General features: G+C 41.9%; 19 protein-coding genes, 1 tRNA gene and 1 pseudogene. 15 read left to right on the forward strand and 6 right to left on the reverse strand.

Annotation, left to right across the window (positions count from 1 at the left end):
* Positions 1–79: 79 nt before the first annotated feature.
* The 3 genes from FD724_RS02815 to FD724_RS02825 form a co-directional block, all read right to left on the reverse strand.
* Positions 80–403, reverse strand: a complete 324-nt coding sequence (locus tag FD724_RS02815; protein ID WP_114085152.1) for an RNA-binding protein — start codon at positions 401–403, stop codon at positions 80–82.
* 447 nt (positions 404–850) lie between these two features.
* On the reverse strand, positions 851–2,470 hold the full coding sequence (locus FD724_RS02820; RefSeq protein ID WP_179071518.1) for a lipopolysaccharide assembly protein LapB: 1,620 nt from the start codon (positions 2,468–2,470) through the stop codon (positions 851–853).
* An 18-nt stretch (positions 2,471–2,488) separates the two neighbouring features.
* Entirely contained in the window at positions 2,489–2,716 is a 228-nt protein-coding gene (locus tag FD724_RS02825; RefSeq protein ID WP_179071519.1) for a hypothetical protein, read from the reverse strand.
* An 814-nt stretch (positions 2,717–3,530) separates the two neighbouring features.
* Here FD724_RS02825 and FD724_RS02830 point away from each other — a divergent pair.
* The gene (locus FD724_RS02830; RefSeq protein ID WP_012407712.1) at positions 3,531–3,713 is read left to right on the forward strand and encodes a CsbD family protein; all 183 of its coding nucleotides are present in this window, start codon (positions 3,531–3,533) and stop codon (positions 3,711–3,713) included.
* A 323-nt stretch (positions 3,714–4,036) separates the two neighbouring features.
* Here FD724_RS02830 and FD724_RS02835 read toward each other — a convergent pair.
* Positions 4,037–4,344 (reverse strand): annotated as a pseudogene (locus FD724_RS02835) (transposase); the annotation flags it as partial.
* Between the two features lie 138 nt (positions 4,345–4,482).
* Between FD724_RS02835 and FD724_RS02840 the strand changes: the two are divergent.
* The gene (locus tag FD724_RS02840) at positions 4,483–4,728 is read left to right on the forward strand and encodes a hypothetical protein (protein WP_179071520.1); all 246 of its coding nucleotides are present in this window, start codon (positions 4,483–4,485) and stop codon (positions 4,726–4,728) included.
* A gap of 68 nt (positions 4,729–4,796) precedes the next feature.
* Positions 4,797–5,003 (forward strand): transposase, encoded by a 207-nt coding sequence (locus tag FD724_RS02845; protein WP_256874578.1) that lies wholly within the window; start codon positions 4,797–4,799, stop codon positions 5,001–5,003.
* Between the two features lie 247 nt (positions 5,004–5,250).
* On the opposite strand, the gene FD724_RS02850 is transcribed toward FD724_RS02845, so the two are convergent.
* A tRNA-Arg gene (locus tag FD724_RS02850) sits at positions 5,251–5,323 on the reverse strand.
* Positions 5,324–5,680: 357 nt separating this feature from the next.
* Here FD724_RS02850 and FD724_RS02855 point away from each other — a divergent pair.
* The 3 genes from FD724_RS02855 to FD724_RS02865 all read left to right on the forward strand — a co-directional run bounded on the left by FD724_RS02855 (position 5,681) and on the right by FD724_RS02865 (position 8,350).
* Positions 5,681–6,340, forward strand: a complete 660-nt coding sequence (locus FD724_RS02855; protein WP_114085157.1) for an Npun_F0813 family protein — start codon at positions 5,681–5,683, stop codon at positions 6,338–6,340.
* 138 nt (positions 6,341–6,478) lie between these two features.
* Positions 6,479–7,330, forward strand: coding sequence for a hypothetical protein (locus FD724_RS02860; protein WP_012407575.1), 852 nt, complete (start codon positions 6,479–6,481; stop codon positions 7,328–7,330).
* A 21-nt stretch (positions 7,331–7,351) separates the two neighbouring features.
* Complete coding sequence (locus tag FD724_RS02865; protein WP_179071521.1) at positions 7,352–8,350, forward strand: transposase; 999 nt, start codon at positions 7,352–7,354, stop codon at positions 8,348–8,350.
* Between the two features lie 78 nt (positions 8,351–8,428).
* Here FD724_RS02865 and FD724_RS02870 read toward each other — a convergent pair whose 3' ends face one another.
* Positions 8,429–9,370, reverse strand: coding sequence for an ADP-ribosylglycohydrolase family protein (locus tag FD724_RS02870; RefSeq protein WP_012407577.1), 942 nt, complete (start codon positions 9,368–9,370; stop codon positions 8,429–8,431).
* A gap of 393 nt (positions 9,371–9,763) precedes the next feature.
* Between FD724_RS02870 and FD724_RS02875 the strand changes: the two genes are divergently transcribed.
* From FD724_RS02875 to FD724_RS02915, 9 genes are all read left to right on the forward strand, one after another.
* Complete coding sequence (locus FD724_RS02875) at positions 9,764–10,303, forward strand: outer membrane beta-barrel protein (protein ID WP_114085161.1); 540 nt, start codon at positions 9,764–9,766, stop codon at positions 10,301–10,303.
* Positions 10,304–10,567: 264 nt separating this feature from the next.
* Positions 10,568–12,484 carry a sulfite reductase, ferredoxin dependent gene (gene sir, locus FD724_RS02880; RefSeq protein ID WP_179071522.1) on the forward strand — a complete coding sequence of 639 codons (1,917 nt, stop codon included), beginning with the start codon at positions 10,568–10,570 and terminating at the stop codon, positions 12,482–12,484.
* Positions 12,485–12,798: 314 nt separating this feature from the next.
* The gene (locus FD724_RS02885; RefSeq protein WP_179071523.1) at positions 12,799–13,443 is read left to right on the forward strand and encodes a Uma2 family endonuclease; all 645 of its coding nucleotides are present in this window, start codon (positions 12,799–12,801) and stop codon (positions 13,441–13,443) included.
* 13 nt (positions 13,444–13,456) lie between these two features.
* Entirely contained in the window at positions 13,457–14,230 is a 774-nt protein-coding gene (locus tag FD724_RS02890; RefSeq protein ID WP_179071524.1) for a 16S rRNA (uracil(1498)-N(3))-methyltransferase, read from the forward strand.
* A 68-nt stretch (positions 14,231–14,298) separates the two neighbouring features.
* Positions 14,299–15,363 (forward strand): tetratricopeptide repeat protein, encoded by a 1,065-nt coding sequence (locus FD724_RS02895; RefSeq protein ID WP_179071525.1) that lies wholly within the window; start codon positions 14,299–14,301, stop codon positions 15,361–15,363.
* 80 nt (positions 15,364–15,443) lie between these two features.
* Entirely contained in the window at positions 15,444–16,283 is an 840-nt protein-coding gene (locus FD724_RS02900; protein WP_179071526.1) for an urease accessory protein UreD, read from the forward strand.
* Positions 16,284–16,322: 39 nt separating this feature from the next.
* Positions 16,323–16,625, forward strand: coding sequence for an urease subunit gamma (ureA, locus tag FD724_RS02905; RefSeq protein ID WP_114081110.1), 303 nt, complete (start codon positions 16,323–16,325; stop codon positions 16,623–16,625).
* Between the two features lie 21 nt (positions 16,626–16,646).
* Positions 16,647–16,952 carry an urease subunit beta gene (locus tag FD724_RS02910; RefSeq protein ID WP_176727043.1) on the forward strand — a complete coding sequence of 102 codons (306 nt, stop codon included), beginning with the start codon at positions 16,647–16,649 and terminating at the stop codon, positions 16,950–16,952.
* Positions 16,953–16,960: 8 nt separating this feature from the next.
* Positions 16,961–17,497: a DUF1349 domain-containing protein gene (locus FD724_RS02915; RefSeq protein ID WP_179071527.1), complete on the forward strand. Its 537-nt coding sequence runs from the start codon at positions 16,961–16,963 to the stop codon at positions 17,495–17,497.
* Positions 17,498–17,502: the final 5 nt, after the last annotated feature.

Below are 17,502 nucleotides of genomic sequence, written 5' to 3' on the forward strand. Positions count from 1 at the left end.
GCGGGAACATTACAAAAAAAAGACAGACTGTTGTTTGTCTGACCTTAAGACTATTGGTAAATTTTTTTTGTTTCCAAAGTTAGTAGCGTCCGCCGCGTCCGCCGCCACCGCCGTATCCTCCTCCTCGGTTTCCACCAAAGGAACCTCTATCACCTCTATCTTCCTTGGGTTTAGCCTTATTTACTTTCAGGTCGCGACCCATCCACTCAGCACCGTCGAGAGCTTCAATGGCAGCTGTTTCTTCCGCTTCAGTTCCCATTTCCACAAAAGCAAAGCCTCGCGGACGACCTGTTTCACGGTCAGTAGGTACTTGTACTCGCTTTACAGTACCATATTCTGCAAAAATACCACTTAAATCTTCTTGTGTAACGTCATAAGAGAGGTTACCTACGTAAATTGACATCGATTCGCTCCAAAATCATCACTGTGTAGAGATTTTAATTTCTCTGAGAAGTCTGTAAATACTAAAAGGAAAAGCCTTTCAATACTAAAATCAAAGACGTCACTGAATTAACTCTCCTAAATCTAGGATGACATACGAGCCATCTCTCTGCATCCAGTAGATAGTTAACCAGTGATACGATCGCGTAAATGCGATCGCCTGCCCCAGCTACCCTAAGTACAGCCCAATCCAAAAAAGGGTTGGAAATGGAAGAAGATAAATTCTGTAGGGTGATAAAGGAAATCAGACATACAGGGGCACATCTTTAGAATATCCGAATTGAATGTTTGACTGCATTAACCATGAAGCATTACTCCAAAATTTTAATACGAAAGCCAAAGTCAAGCAACAAATAAAGGCTATTTCGGCCTATACTTCTTTGGATAACCTGCTAGGTATGGGGCCAATCTAAAATCTAAAATTCCAAATTGTTTGACCTTTCCAAGCTGTTTGCAAGTCGGCTTTGACAATTTGAGCAGCGTCTTCTTTCCCCAATGCCTGCAAAGTTGCCTGTAAGCCAAATAGGGAACGCCCATTATGGGGATACTTTTCTAGATCAGCACGAAAGACTTTCTCCGCCTTTTTATAATCACCCTTAGCCAAAAGTACAGCGCCCAAAGATTCCCGCGTGGGAAAGTACCAGTCTGGTGGTTCTACGTAATCGAGTGCATCTTCTGCTACTGTCGCTTTTTCTAGTGATTGAATGGCATATTCATAATCATTATTTTTTGTAGCAATTTTGGCATCGAGAACTTTTGAAGCAATGTCTAAAATGCGACTGGCGGGGCTTAATCCGATAGTTGCTTCGGTAGAAATTTTCTGCTTGGCGGTAAGTAATGCCCGACTTTCACTTGCTGCCTCTTCAAGTTTGCCTGTGGCAGCCATAGCCATACCGCGAGCAAAATGCCAAAGTGCTGTAGTAGTAGGCAATTTAACATCGGGAGCAGGAGTTTTTAAGATGGCATCCCAATCACTAAAGCGTGTCTGAATCAGCATTTTGCTGCCCAGGAATCCCTCAAGCATTGGTATATACGGGTTTATAGCAGTAGCATTTGCGACTAATTTATCTGCGGCTTGGAGAGCATCTTCATATTTTCCTGCCATGCTGCTGGCCACCATGAGGAAATGTACGTTGTGGTTGTAGTACATCATGGGGTAAGTACCCTGGACTTGATATTTTTTGATGTAAATATCATCTTGAGCGATCGCTTGCTCGTTTGCCTGCATTGCCCCTTGATAATCTCCCACACGAAAGTAAATATGGGAAGGCATGTGTACCAAATGTCCTGCTGCTGGCGCTAGGGTTCCTAGTCTTTTGGCACTGACAAGGGCCCTTTCTGGGGAAGGCGAGGCTTCCACCGCATGGATATAGTAATGATTGGCCCCCGTATGATTCGGGTTACGTTTGAGAACAGATTCTAAAATAGCCACAATTTTTTCTGTATCTGGCTGTGGCTTACCATCTTTAGTCCAGTGCTGCCACGGATGCAGATCCATCAAGCTTTCAGCATAAAGCGTTGCTGCATCTAAATCATCAGGATATAGCTCAACTAGGGTTGCCATTGCTTTTGCGTAGTCTACCGCTAGTTGATACAAGTCTGCACCAGGATCTTGGGAGTAACGTTTTGCTAAGGCGGTAATGTAGTCTCGTTCCTGGTTAGATGCTTTGGTGGAAAGTGCTAAAGCTTGCTGTACTGCTTGGTAAGCAGCTAATTCTCGATTGGGATCGATTTCTAAGTTAATATTAGGGCCTAAAGCCAGAGCAATACCCCAATATGCGATCGCTAAATGCGGATCGAGTTTGGCTGCGTGTTGAAAAGAACGCACCGCCTCATCATGATTGAAAGCGTAAATTAAATTTAATCCCTGATCGAAAAACTCTTGCGCTTGGGCATTAGTAGTGGAAACTGGATGGTGGATTGCGCCAAGTCCAGATATTAAGGTGTAGGGTTGTCTTGCTTGAGCGATCGCCGCATTAGGAGCGATTAAAGAGAGTATAAGCACCCAAATTATAAATAAGTACTTCATTGTCTATATTGTTTTTCTTCAAGCTCTTTTTTTCTTAATATTCAAAAGCCACAGTTTTTCTAATGAAGCAATTTGCTGACTGAGAACAGCAGCACGGTGTTTCTTATAGATATTAAATCCTACAAACACAATCATTAGAATCAAAATAGAAAATCCGATGAAAATGTTAACAGATACATCAGTTTGTATCCGAGAATCTACATATTGGGAGTTAGAAGTTGGTTGAGTAGTAGAATTTGATTGCATAAATACCTTGATAAATAGAAATAAACGTAAATACTTGTTCCTGCTGTCTTTAGTGAGAAATTAGTTACAAGTTTTACTAGTGCGGTATGGCATAAATAACTATCCAGTTTAAAAAGGTAACAAAAGCTTGTAAATCAAGCTTTCTTTCCTGCTGTCTCTTTGAAGTTTCGTACCCTGCGGAAAGCCGCAGAAAAATCTACAGAATTCTCTCTGCTTTCTTGCACTAGCTAAACTACTCTTCAGTTAAAATTTGAAAAATTATGTTTCTTTCCGCCTAAGATTTGTGACAACACCACTTTTTTGGAACGTCGAGTTTTGGGGGAAAGGAAAAGCTTAAAGGGGAAAAACCTTATATATCAGCTCTTCCGCTCCTTTTCCCTCTAAGTAAGCAGTATTAAAATATTTTCTTATATCTCGACTATTTTGTTGTGCCAGATGTTTATAAGCGCTTAAAGTATAATAAATTACTTGTTATTGCAGTAGTACTGCTAACTCAAGTTGCGGTTTTCACATTCTGAGTATTTCTTAACCGCTAATTTAGGCTAGACATCTGCATCATTATCTAGCCAAAGTAGCAAATGATTTTCTCTCAAGATAGAACAATCGAATAAATCCTTTCTATCTTTTGGATATTATTTGAATTCTTCAAGATGAATTTAACCTTTAAATAACTATGTACAATGGACACAAATATTCTTAATAAAAACATCGTCAGATAGAAGAATTAAAACTTGTCTAAAAGTAATATATAAACATTGTAACGCTTTCTTAGCAAGCAATAAATAATCACTAGTTAAGATAAGGAAAAAAGTATATGAGTATCGAAGATAGAGCAAAGGCTTTTGCAAAGAACGTCGAAGGAAAAGTACAAGAAGCAGTTGGTGAAGTAACTGGTAACCCTAATGATAAAGCTGAAGGTAAAGCTAAACAAGCTGAAGCCCAAGTTCGTCATACTGCTGAAAATATCAAAGATGAAGTAAAAAAGACTTTAGAATAGGCTGAACTTGACCTAGGAAGAAGGTGTAGGCTAAATAATTATTTCCTAAACCTTCTTCCTCTATTAAATATGTTTTTAGCTTGGTTTTTAGGCATTTTTAAAATACTGATTTCACAATACATTTTGCAACCTCTCATATATTTTAGGATCAGCCCTTTCAAGGTGTCTGTTTTTAGGTATTATTTTTGGGATAGAATTTTAGCTGTAGAAACATGGGGTCGTTTGGAAGGATGAGTACGTTTTAGTATCCTTCTTGTCTTTTTTGGTGCGCGAAGGTGGGATGCTAATCGTCTTACCATGATCCGGATCATAGCAAGGTAGATAGGGCTTCGATGGCGCTCCTGCTCAATCCTTGTCCACTGACGCAGACTATCGTGAATTTTCAACCACGTTCCGTCTTTGCGCCATTTACGAAAATAGTTGTATACCGTTTGCCAGACGGGAAAGTCACCCGGTAGCGTAGGCGTAGGCATCGCCATCTAACTCCTTCTACTAGGACATAAAAAATTGCGTTCAGAACTTCCCACATATCAACTTCACGCTTCCGACCACCGGGTTTTTGTTCTGGAATCATGTCACTGAGAAATTCATATTGAACACGGGTCAGATTGCTGGGGTATGCTTTACTCATGTTGCTCTCTCGGTGCTGTCTACTATCTATTCACAGCGTATACTGAGAGAGCTTTTTTACCATCTCTCCGACTTTTCAAACAGCCTCTAAAGTCTTGTTGAAAAATTACTGAAACAATATCGAAAGACTGGGAGTATTTTGCCCAAGATTCGCACACAACAAACACCAAGAAAGCTCTCGCAGGAAGAATTAAACGTTTTGTCGTCAATTGTGTCAGATAATAATGATGCAACCTTGGATGAACTTCGTCTGCTGTTAGAACAGAAAACGGGAGTCTTGATTGGTCGCTCAACTCTAGATAGGATGCTGCGTCTTCTTAACCTAAATCTCAAAAAAAAACACTATACCCAACCGAGAAAGAGAGTGACCGAGTTCAATCATTAAGAGTAGAATTTTGGCAAAAAGTTCAAGAAATTCTAGCTAAAAATCTTATCTTTATTGATGAATCCGGCATAAATTTATCTTTAGTAAGACTATTTGCCCGTGCGCCCAAAGGAAAGCAAGCGCGAGGTGAACGTCCTATTAAGCGAGGAAAAAATGTCTCCTTGATTGGTGCTATCGGTTTTAGAGGTATAATTACCCAAATTAGTGTGATTGGTGCAACAGATGGACTCACATTTGAGGCATTTATCTCTCAAAAGTTAGTTCCAAAACTCTGAACATACTACGTTCTATCGGTGCCAGAAATTATCCAGATTTAGCGAAAGCCGTTGAAGAAGCTTTTAATAAAGTATCTTTAAAAGATATCGAAGGCTGGTTTACTCATTGTTGTTACTGTACCTCACTAGACTAGGAAACGCTATATATATCACCTTTGTTCTTGGTATGATGCAGCAATAACGAACCCTCAAACGCGGAAATCATCATATCACTTCACACCGCTTGAGGGTTCATATTGAGTTAAAACGAGCGCGGCAGGGTTCGAACCTGCGACCGATTGCTTAGAAGGCAATTGCTCTATCCACTGAGCTACGCGCCCAAAACAAAATAATGGCTCCTGAAGGAGTCACCTACACTATTATATCGTCTTTACTTACCAAGAAGCAATCAAAAATTGCAGATTTACCACTAGCAAGGCTAAGATGCTAGTCGCTAGCTAGTCAATTTACACCAAAAACGAAACAGATGGAGTATCGGTTTAGATATATTGAGTTGTCAAGGGGTTATTTGCCTGTTAACGCCAATGCCCTCTGGGTGGCTACCTTCGGGAAGAATCTGGCGATCGCTAGGCCCATTTTCACAGTACGCTAGGTAATTTCAGCCTTGGCGATACTGCCAAATGCCATTATATATTCCATATTAAGAGTGCCCCTGTGAGGAGTTATTTGCTAGTGCCATGTTTATTCTCAAACGGCAGGATGTTGAAATATCAAGCATTCAGCACCCAAAAAAGGATCAGCAGGTGCCGATCCTCAATTATCAAGGGCAGACTTTTCGCTTGATTAGTGTTTTCAAAGCTAGTCAAGAAGAAGAAGCTAGAGCCTTATGGAGAGAATTAACGGATAACCGGGGTAAAGCCTGTGTTTTGCTGGAGGAACCCGAACGCTTTAGCGTCTGGGGTAAAATCCGTTTAGAGCAGCTGGATAGTGATACAGGTGGTCATGGCAAAACGGCGATTTTAGTCCAAGCCAGTATTTTGCTGTTACAGGGTGTTTCTATCGACATTGAAGAGTTTTTAGGTGCTAAACAAGCTGCATTATTTGAGAAAGATATTGCGGAAGTATTAAAGCAAAAGCAATTTCCTCAAGCATCTTCCCTAGAAGCAGTTAAATATTTGGTATCTACCAATCCTTTGCCAACTGCCAAAATACCTGATTGGCAGGAAAATCATGTAGTTACTTTATTACAAGAATTGCATCGATTAGGAAAAGCATATTTTGGCAATGGCAATTTTACCAAACAAGTGATTTATAAGCTAGAAGATATGCCAGAAGCCGAGCGATTGCTATTTATCAGTTGGCTAAATCAATCGCCACTGGGTAAACTGTGGCAGTAGCATGGAAAATTTTAACAAAATTCCGGCCACTGGTACTTGCTTTTGGTGTCCGATTGTGTATTATCGGCAGACACACTGCTACATATACAGTCCTTTAACTCAAAATATTGCCAGAGTGCATCTACATAGTCAATTCCTATGAATAACTCTTACGAGAATTCGTTCCTTTCTAAATCCATTTTCAATACTCAGAACATTGTCTTAGCTAATATTGGCTGGGCCGTACTAGCACTGCTATACTTTTTGTTGTTTAGTGCCAAAGTTCCCGGAGCTGATGGCATAGAAAGCCGGGCCGAGTGGTATGTGATTGGTACAAATATTTTTGAAGCTTTAGCTTATTTGGGTGCCAGTATCTTATGCTTGAGGAACTGGCTGAGTCCACAAATCGTCAGTGGGCGAAATGTCTGGCTCTTAATTGGGTTAGGTATGCTTTCCTATTTCGTTGGGGGGATAATTTTCGGATATACCGAAATAGTGTTAAAAGATGAACCAGATGTGTCTGTAGGCGATATATTTTTTGTACTCACTTATCTATTACTTGGCGCAGGCATGATTTTAGCTGTGGCTTCCAGGCGAATCAATCTGGAAAAATGGCAGTGGCTAATTGTGTTAGCAATTGCAGTATTCGGTAGTTTGTTGGCATGGTGGATTTCTATGCAACAGGAAACACCCTCAGAACTGCTAGTCGCTATTTTGAATTGGTTTTACGTAGTTAGCGATGTAGTTCTGTTAATTATTGCTACCACTCTGCTACTAGCCTTTTGGGGGGGAAGAGTTTCCCAGTCTTGGCGAATGATTGCAGCAGCGGCCTTTTCGCTTTACATTGCAGATATGTGGTTTAAATACGCCCAAGGCCCCAACTATCAAAGTGGGGAGATATTAGAAGTGTTTTGGGTGTTTAGTGGGGTGTTATTTGGCATGGGCGCTGTCTTAGAATATGACGCATCACTAAGACGAACGCGGCGTACCAGTGGACGTAAACGAGCTTAGTAAAGATTTTTGGTATCTACCGTGAGAAAACTAACAGACTCTGACAAGCAAGAAATTCTTAAGTTATATCGAGAGACTGCCGAAACAACCTCAACTTTGGCAGAACGCTATGGTGTGAGTAACTCGACAATTAGTCGCCTGCTCAAAAGCACTTTGCCAGAGGATGAGTATGAATACTTAGTCTCTTTAAAGCGGGCTGCGAGAACTCCTGAAGGCAGGGCGCAGGTAAGCTATGAGCAGTTACCATTGCTGACTCAACCGGAGCCGGAGATAGAAGTTCCACCCATCGAAAGCCCACCGTTGGAAGTGACAAAGGTTGAGCCGCAGCCACGTCGGGTAATTCGTGTAGAGCCGGAAGTTTACTCAGAGGAAACGGCAGAATCACTCGCTGCTAGTAGACGGGTGCGCCGTCGCCCCTCGGCGGCAGAAAAACCGAAGCTCCGAGTTACAGAGAAATTAGAAACTCCAGAGCAAAAGCCGCCGGAAATAGTCAGCATCTCCATTCCACCGCTAAAGGATAAACATCCAGGAGCGGCTGTCATCGCGCAGATGCTAGGCGAAGATTTGCTAGATGAATCGGAGGATTTGGATGATTTAGAAGATGATGATTTAGAGGATGACGACTTTGAGGAAGAAGACTTTGATGATGATGACCTGGATGACGAAAGACCTTTAGTCACAAAAAGAAGGCCAGGTGAAGCATCAGTTCAAGTTTTACCTCTGTCGATAGCCAATTTGCCGAAAACTTGTTATTTGGTAATTGACCGTTCCTCGGAATTAATTACCCGACCCCTCAAGGACTTTGGTGATTTGGGACAAATTCCCAGCCTGGAAACTCAGCAAAGAACTCTGCCGGTATTTGATAATCATCGCGTCGCCAAGCGCTTTTCTACCAAGCGCGATCGCGTAATTAAAGTTCCTGATAGTAAAATGCTCCATAAGGCTCGGACTCATCTGCAAGCTAAAGGCATCACACGATTGCTGATTGATGGTCAGGTCTATTCTTTGTCTACGGTTTAGGATTAGGTATTGGGCATTGGGTATTGGGCATTGAGCATTGGTTATTCCCTTTGTCTTCTCACCCAGTCCCCAGTCCCTTCAACTGTAGACAGCCCTTGCAAAACGCTCTGCCAAATAAATAATGTCCTGTCTACGGGCAATTTGGTTCATCCATTTTTGAGGAATATTTTCCACCCCATAATAAATTCCCGCTAATCCACCAGTGACGGCGGCAGTAGTATCGGCATCTCCGCCTAAGTTGACAGCTTTCAGCACCGCCTCAGAATAAGACGAACTATTTAATAAACACCACAGGGATGACTCCAAAGTATCAATCACATAGCCACCAGAATTAATCTCTTCAACTGGTAGCTTGGCAATCTCACCACTAAAAATTCTGCCAAAATGCGGCTTTTCTAACAAAAATTCTCGGACAGAATAAATTGTTTGGATATCTTGCAATGCTTGTAGATAAGCTGTTTGGGGGTCAGCCCCTTCTAGGAGCGCCACTGCAATACTAATATAAATTCCACAGGACATTTGCGATCGCGCATGAGCATGGGTAATCGCTGAAACATCATGCACCCGCGCTAGCAATTCGCCTAAAGTTAAGTTTCGGTGACAATAAGCCATCGGCAAGATTCTCATCAACGAACCATTGCCATTACTATTTTCAACCTTCCCACCCGCCTGATGGGGAACAACTCCCTGTTTCAGGCGCATAATTGCTGTATGTGTAGTTTGACCAATATCAAAGACATCGCCACGGGGAGTCCAGTAAGCCTCCTTGTACCAGCGCCAGAAGGAATTGGCTATGGCATCCAACGAATACCCCCTACAAAGGCATTCTGCTAGGCAAAAGCTTAACGAACTATCATCTGACCAAGTTCCTGGTGGTTGATTCCATGTGCCATAACCCTGCATCGTTGTCACTGGAGATTTTACTCGTTCAGCACGGCTAGTAAACTCCACTGGCACACCCAACGCATCACCGACACATAAACCCATCAAACCAGACAACGTTTTTGCACCGGTTAGCATTATTCAATCTCCACAATAACTGCTCAAAATTAACTTTATAGATTCCCTCTATAGGTTGTTGCAACAGATGCTACAGCCGAGTTTTTCATCCTCTGTGAAAAGCTCGGCAAAAAATGTTAGTCGGATATTTTATTTACACTATTCCGACATAGTTTGAGTTCCAAATATTGTGACAGTTTTAAAAGCGTCTATTTTTGGAACAAAGAACCCAGATGAAAAGACATTGAATGTAATTATAACAGCTTATTTATGATTGCCTGGGATACTTAGCCTGTAACTCTTATGCATCATTAGCAACATTTATTTAATAAAAATTGGGAAACATTTGGAACATTGTTAAATGATTTTCGACTGGGAATATACAAGTAAAAAATAAAAATTTTGGTAAAAATTATGAAACGCTTACTCAAGTCTTTCGTGACATTTTCTGCATTATCTTCCTTAATAGTTGCTCCTCTTTTTCTATCATCTGGTCAAGCTTCTGCTGAAACCAAAAAGGGTACTGATGCTAGTTATGTTGGTGCTGGTGTTGCAGCTGGCGTTACTAGCGGCGGAGAAGGTATCAATGATGCTGCCACATTTGGTGGTAATGTTACAGGTCGCCTGAAATTAGGAACTACGCCATTTTCTGTACGTGGTAATGTTCTCTGGAGTGATAAGACAAGTGCTATCATCCCAGAACTTTCTGTGGATGTGCCTATCGCTAATAAAACTAACGCTTATTTAACTGGCGGTTATTCTTTTGTAGAAAAAGATGGCTCACCAACTCCTATAGGTAACAGAGATTCAGTAGTGCTAGGTGCTGGTGTTGAATCGGAAGTTGCTAACAATTTCCTTGTCTACACTAACGCTAAAGTCGGACTTGGTGCCTACCAAAATAGCGATGCTTCTGCTGTCACCATCAATGGCGGTCTTGGCTATCGCTTCAAATAAAAAATTATTGAGTCCTCGGTCACTCTATACTTTACTTAAGTACTCAGGACTTAGCACGGGCTAAACGCCCCGCTACCGCTAACAAAACTCACTACTCGCAAAAGCTGGTTTTGTTAAGTGTTACATCACTGACAAAGCCGGCTTTTGCCGTGGTAAAATTAAATCATTCCTCATTATTCCGGCCGGATTACCGGGGATCAAGTAGCCGAAGGGTGCTGGTTCGGTGTCTACGTAATGCTTTATTGAGAATACTATACAAGTCTAATGGTTAAATCTGCTCCTTCCCCAATCGCTAGCCGTAAGCCTTCCAAAGTAGAAGGAATCAAGGAAAATAGTAATTTTTTGCGTGAACCTGTAGCAACTGAAATTCTTCAAGATACTACCCATTTTACTGAAAATGCGGTGCAGCTTTTGAAGTTTCACGGTTCTTATCAGCAGGATAACCGCGACAACCGCACTAAGGGACAGGAAAAAGATTACCAGTTTATGCTGCGGACAAAAAATCCTGGTGGTTTAGTACCGCCGCAGCTGTATCTGGCTTTAGATAAAATAGCCGATGAGTATGGCAACCACACGTTACGAGCAACTACCCGTCAAGGTTTCCAACTGCACGGTATTTTAAAGAAGAATCTGAAATCAGCGATCGCCACCATTGTCAAGAATCTGGGTTCAACTTTGGGAGCTTGCGGTGACATCAACCGCAACGTCATGGCACCACCAGCCCCCTTTAAAAATCGCCCAGAGTATCAGTATGCTTGGGAATATGCCCAGAATATTGCTGATTTGTTGTCAGCACAGACGGGTGCTTATTATGAAATTTGGCTAGATGGTGAAAAGGCAATTAGTGCTGAAGAAAACCCAGAGGTGAAAGCAGCGCGACAAAGCAACGGGAATGGCACAATTATCCATGACAACGAAGAACCGATTTATGGCACACATTATATGCCCCGCAAGTTTAAAATTTGCGTGACGGTGCCAGGGGATAATTCGGTTGATTTGTATTCCCAAGACCTGACTTTGGTAGTAATTACCAATAAGAAGAAGCAATTAGAAGGATTTAATATTTTTGCTGGTGGTGGCTTAGGCAGAACCCACGGTAAAGAAGAAACTTTCGCTAGGTTAGCAGACCCCATCGGTTATGTGGCAAAAGATGATGTCTACGACATTGTAAAAGCGATTGTTGCTACTCAGAGAGATTATGGCGATCGCACCGACCGTCGTCACGCCAGATTAAAATATCTAATCAACGATTGGGGTTTAGATAAATTCCGTACTCAAGTTGAAGAATATTTCGGTAAATCAATCGAAGCCTTCAAACCACTGCCAGAGTTTAAATTCCACGACTTCCTCGGCTGGAATGAACAAGGTGATGGCAAGCTATTCTTAGGAATTTCCATTGAAAATGGTCGAGTCAAGGATGAAGGTTCGTTTCAATTGAAAACCGCTTTGCGGGAAATTGTCGAACAGTTCAACTTACCCATCCGCCTGACATCGAACCAAAACGTGATTTTTTACGATATCGAACCAGATAGCAAGGAAGCTATTCAAGACATTCTCAGCCGTCACGGTGTCGGAGATGAACCCAGTAAAATCGAACCTTTAGTGCGATATGCAATGGCTTGTCCGGCTTTACCCACTTGTGGTTTGGCAATCACGGAATCAGAACGGGCAATACCGGGGATTTTGGAGCAGATTCGCGCTCTCTTGGATAAATTAGGTTTACAAAAAGAACATTTTGTGGTAAGGATGACAGGATGCCCTAACGGTTGCGCTCGTCCCTACTTGGCAGAATTGGCCTTTGTTGGTAGCGCTCCAGAATCTTACCAGTTATGGTTAGGGGGTTCGCCAAATCAGACTCGATTGGCGCAACCTTACACAGAAAAGCTGCATCATAATGATTTAGAAAGTTTCTTAGAGCCGATTTTTGTTTACTTTAAGAAATCTCGGAAATCAAAGGAAAGCTTTGGTGATTTTTGCGATCGCGTTGGTTTTGATGCCATCCGCGAATTTGCTAGCACCTACGAACCCCAGACAGCCAATGGTGCGAATAAATCGCGTCATCGGGTGAACTTGAAAGAAGAGGTTTATGGCAAGTTGAAGGAAGTAGCAGAAAGCCAAGGTAAGCCGATGACTCAGTTAGTGACTGAAGCGCTAGAAGCTTACTTCCAGAATCTTTCGTAAGCCGAAAAGTTTAAGATAATGAAATCAAAGAGAGACACAGATAAATCCATCTGTGTCTTTCTGGTGTAAGGAAGTTCCAAATAAAATAGGACTTACGCATGAGTTACGGAATAACGAACCGCAGAGGCACAGAGGGCACGGAGAAATCAGAGTTTGAGAGATATTTTGCGTAAGTCCTATAAAAAAATGTTCCAAAACTCTCTATATTTTTCCTCTCTCTGTGTCTCTGTGGTTCGTTTATTTGGATAATTTATTTCTTAGAAGTCCCTAAGTCCTAATACAGTTAGGTAACACATCCACAGGAAAACTGAAATATGGTAACAACAGCAAAATTCGCAGAAACTAGGGATGTGCTGCAAAACATAAGCTGGCAGACATTTAAAGCTATGCTGGCAGATATGGGATCTGAGCGAAATAAAAGGCTAGCTTATGACAACGGAATAGTAGAAATCATGACTCCGCTAATGCCGCACGAGAATTCAAACCGTCTCATTGAAGGTTTTGTTCTTGTGCTGTGTGAAGAATTTGGTTTAGAAGTTAAAAGCGCTGGCTCGTTGACTATAACGCGGGATGATTTGGAGCAAGGAGGCGAGCCGGACAGTAGTTACTACATCCAAAATGAATTATTAGTCCGCAACAAAGAAAATATTGACCTGAATACAGACCCACCACCAGACATAGTACTGGAAGTAGAATATTCCAGATCCAAGATAGACAAGTTAAGCCTTTATGCTTCAATGGAAGTCCCAGAATTCTGGCGGTATAACGGAAATGTCTTGAGGATCTACACCCTTAACAGTGGGCAATACTTACAGAGTGATCGCAGTCCAACTTTTGCACCTGTGCTATTAACAGAGATTCCCCGATTTATCCAAGAAAGCAAGAAAGTTGGGCAAATAGCAGCAACTCGTGCTTTCCGTACCTGGGTTAGACAACAGATATCTACAGCAGGGCAATAATTCATTAAGAAAAATGTCTCAACTGCAAAGAATTGCGATCGCACCCTCCCAATTTCAACAAGGGCAAATTTTACTCACCAAAGAACAACAACATTATTTGGGGCGTGTGTTGCGCTTGCGTGAAGGCGATCGCTTTATTGCAATGGATGGTAAAGGAAAATGGTGGTTAGCGCAGCTAGCAGGCGAACAAGCACAGGTTTTAGAATCGCTTTTGGTGGAAACTGAATTACCTGTATCAATTACCTTGATGGTGGCCTTACCCAAAGGCAATGGATTTGATGAAGTGGTGCGGTGTTGTACAGAGTTGGGAGTAACTTGTATTGCACCAGTATTGAGCGATCGCACTTTGCTTGATCCTAGTCCTCAAAAGCTCGAACGCTGGCGGCGCATCGCTGCGGAAGCCGCCGAACAATCAGAGCGCTCTTTTGTGCCAACAATTTTAGAGCCTGTTGCTTTTAATACGGGTTTGTCATTAGTCATTGGTCATTTGTCATTTGCCAACAGTCAGCAATATATCTGTGAAGCGCGTGGTGAGTTTCCCCATTTAAAACATTGCTTACAGCACAAACGACATAGGCGCTTCGCCTTCCCGCAGGGTATGACAAGTGACAAAGGACAAGAAACCATTGTCATTGCTACTGGCCCAGAGGGAGGATGGACAACACAAGAAATTGAGAATGCGATCGCATCTGGATTTCAACCTGTTTCCCTTGGTCGTCGCATCCTGAGAGCAGTTACAGCCCCAGTAGTAGCATTATCCTTAATTACCGCAAGTTGTGAAGTATAAATGATTTATAGCTCACGCAAAAGTGATTTTGCGCGAGACATCACTCCATCCTGTATTTAAAGTAAGTGATGATTGAGCAAGTTGCGATCGCCTTTGACCATAAAGACTATCAAACAGCTGCCAAATTACTCAAACAGCTGCTAATAGAATCACCAGACAATCCTTGGGTGCAATTTTATCTTGGTCGCTTGCATGAAGTATCTGGAAAGCATCAGGATGCGGAAAAAGTTTATCGGCAACTGCTGCAAGATACGACAAATACCAAAATAGTGTCGCTAGCACGTCAAGGTTTGCAACGACTGCAAGAAATCGAGATTGAACAAAGACAAAGAGCCATTTCCCAAGCAAAATCTGAACCTAATAACACTGAACTTGGCGTACTAGTTTTAGAGCCACTCAGTAACGAGATGAAAACGGACGCATCTCGAAAATTTGCTCAGATTATGCAGCTAGATCCCTATACCGCACGGCTATTAATGCCAAGTCGTGGCTGGAGGTTGTACCGTACTGGACAAGTGGGAGAACTAAAATTTTACGGCAAACAGTTACAGCAGGCTGGTATTCCTTGCTTTTGGGCAACACTAGCTCAAATTCAGCAAATTCAAGTTTATCAAGTCAAACATTTTCAAGAATCTACCCCACAAGCTACCGTTGTTTGCTGTAATGACACAAATCAACTCGGTTCTCTCACCTTTGACTGGTCAGAAGTTACAGCCAGAGTAGTGGGACTATTGCCCATTTTTGAACAAGTTGTAGATGTCAATGCCCGCCGTAAACTGGAATGGAAAACTCAAACACAAGACTATGCTCAGTTTTGTGATTTACACTTACCTGGTAGACGTTGCATTCTCCGATTCTATGATAACGGCTATGAATTCCAGCAAGGTTTAAAAATCATTCCCCAAGCTAGCCAAAATACAATCAGAATTAATTGGAATAGTTTATCAAGTTGGATTGATCAGCAACTACCTCAAGTTAAAATTTGGTCAGATTTCACATCATTTGCAGATACAACATTAGACCAAACAGAAATGTTAGGTCATATCAAGTCACATATTCATTTGTTTCGCAGGGAACAGACTAATTGGGATTCAGCTTTTCATTTATATAGTGGACTGGTGTTTCTTAAATAAAATGATAAATTGCAGGTCAAACACTGGCATAGTGAATTAATGAAATGTAATCCACCTGAAACTTAATGTTTACTTCATAAATGACCTGTAACTCACAAATAGCAGAAGGTTGGCATGGAAAACTTAATTTAGTCTATGCCGATCGCCAGGGCGCAACCCAGTTAATTTACAATCACCAGCAAGCGCCCCTGAAGGTACAACGCCCATTTTATCCAGAAGGGGAAAAAGTTTGTCATAGCGTAATTTTACATACAGCTGGGGGAATGGTAGGAGGCGATCGCTTATCCTCTAATATCCACCTCCAACCCCAAGCCCAAGCCTTAATTACTACAGCTGCTGCAAGCAAGATATATCGCAGTAATGGGCTACAAGCTAGACAAACCATCCAAATGCAAGTTGATGCTGGCGCTTGTTTAGAATGGTTGCCACAAGAGACAATTTTATTTAATGACGCGATTTATCGGCAAGATTTACGGGTAGAATTAGCAACCGGGGCCAGTTGGTTAGGCTGGGAAATTACCCGGTTTGGTCGCAGTGCTAGAGGAGAAAAGTTCTTGCAAGGGGAATGGCGATCGCATACAGAAATTTGGCAGCAAGGCGTTCCTTTATGGATTGATCGGCAATGGTTACGGGGTAACGAAGACATTTTCCACAGTCCCCACGGCTTGGCTGGAAAACCAATAGTAGGTAGTCTAGTTTGGGTTGGTGGTGAAGTTTCAGGAGAAATTGTCGAAAAAACACGAAGTTTATGGAATGGGGAAGGAGAAGCGGGTGTTAGCCGATTACAACATGGATTATTGTGCCGATATCGCGGTTATTCTACTTCTGAGGTGAGAAACTGGTTTATTAATGTTTGGCAGATGCTGCGAGTTTCTTTTTTGAATCGTGGTAATTGCATACCAAGAGTGTGGCAAGTTTAAACTAACCGCAGAGGCGCAGAGAACACAGAGGAGATAAGAATGCAACTTACGCCGCAGGAAAAAGATAAGCTATTAATTTTTACTGCTGCTTTATTAGCAGAAAGACGGAAAGGAAGGGGTTTAAAACTGAATTATCCTGAAGCGATCGCTTATATTTCTGCTGCCATTTTAGAAGGAGCAAGAGATGGGCAAACTGTGGCTGAATTGATGAGTTATGGTACAACACTATTAACGCGGGATGATGTCATGGAAGGGATATCAGAAATGGTACATGATGTGCAAGTTGAAGCTACTTTTCCTGATGGGACAAAGTTAGTAACAGTACATAATCCAATTCGTTAATTTTGTAAGTTTAAATTTATTATGATTCCTGGGGAAATTATCACACCAGCAGGTGAAATTGAACTAAATGTTGGTCGTCCAACTATAAAATTACAAGTGTCAAATACAGGCGATCGCCCCATACAAGTAGGTTCCCATTATCACTTTTATGAAGTTAACACCGCCTTAAACTTTGACAGAGAACAAGCTAGAGGAATGCGCCTTGATATCCCCGCCGGAACCGCAGTCCGCTTTGAACCAGGCGATGAAAAAGAAATAACTCTAGTCCCCCTCGTCGGTACTCGCCAAGTCTACGGCTTCAACGCCAAAATTAACGGTTCTCTGTAGCTATGAACATGGAATGGTACAATGAACCGCCTGTTTGGGAAGTAAAAGACGAAGCGATCACTATCACTTCCGGCGCAAAAACAGATTTCTGGCGGGAAACTCACTACGGTTTCATTAGAGATAATGGTCACTTTTTTTATCAAAAAATTCAAGGTGACTTTATTGCTGAAGTGAAAATCAGCGGACAATATCAGGATTTATACGATCAAGCTGGGTTGATGATACGTTTAGATGAGTTGAATTGGTTGAAATGTGGTATTGAATTTGTCGATGGCGTGCAACAAATTAGCGCAGTTGTGACACGCAATTACTCAGATTGGTCTGTTATTCCAATGCCACAAAATCCATCTGTAATTTGGCTGCGTGTAACTAGACGCGACACAGCAATAGAGGTGGAATACTCTTTGAATGGAACTGAATATACAATGCTGCGGCTCGCTTATTTGACTCAAACGGAAACAGTAAGTGTAGGTGTGATGTGTGCCTCACCTGAAGGGAATGGTTTCCAGATGAGGTTTGAAAAATTCCAAATTCGCAGTTTGTGAGGAGT

Source organism: Nostoc sp. C057, from assembly GCF_013393925.1.
Classification (GTDB): Bacteria; Cyanobacteriota; Cyanobacteriia; order Cyanobacteriales; family Nostocaceae; genus Nostoc; species Nostoc muscorum_A.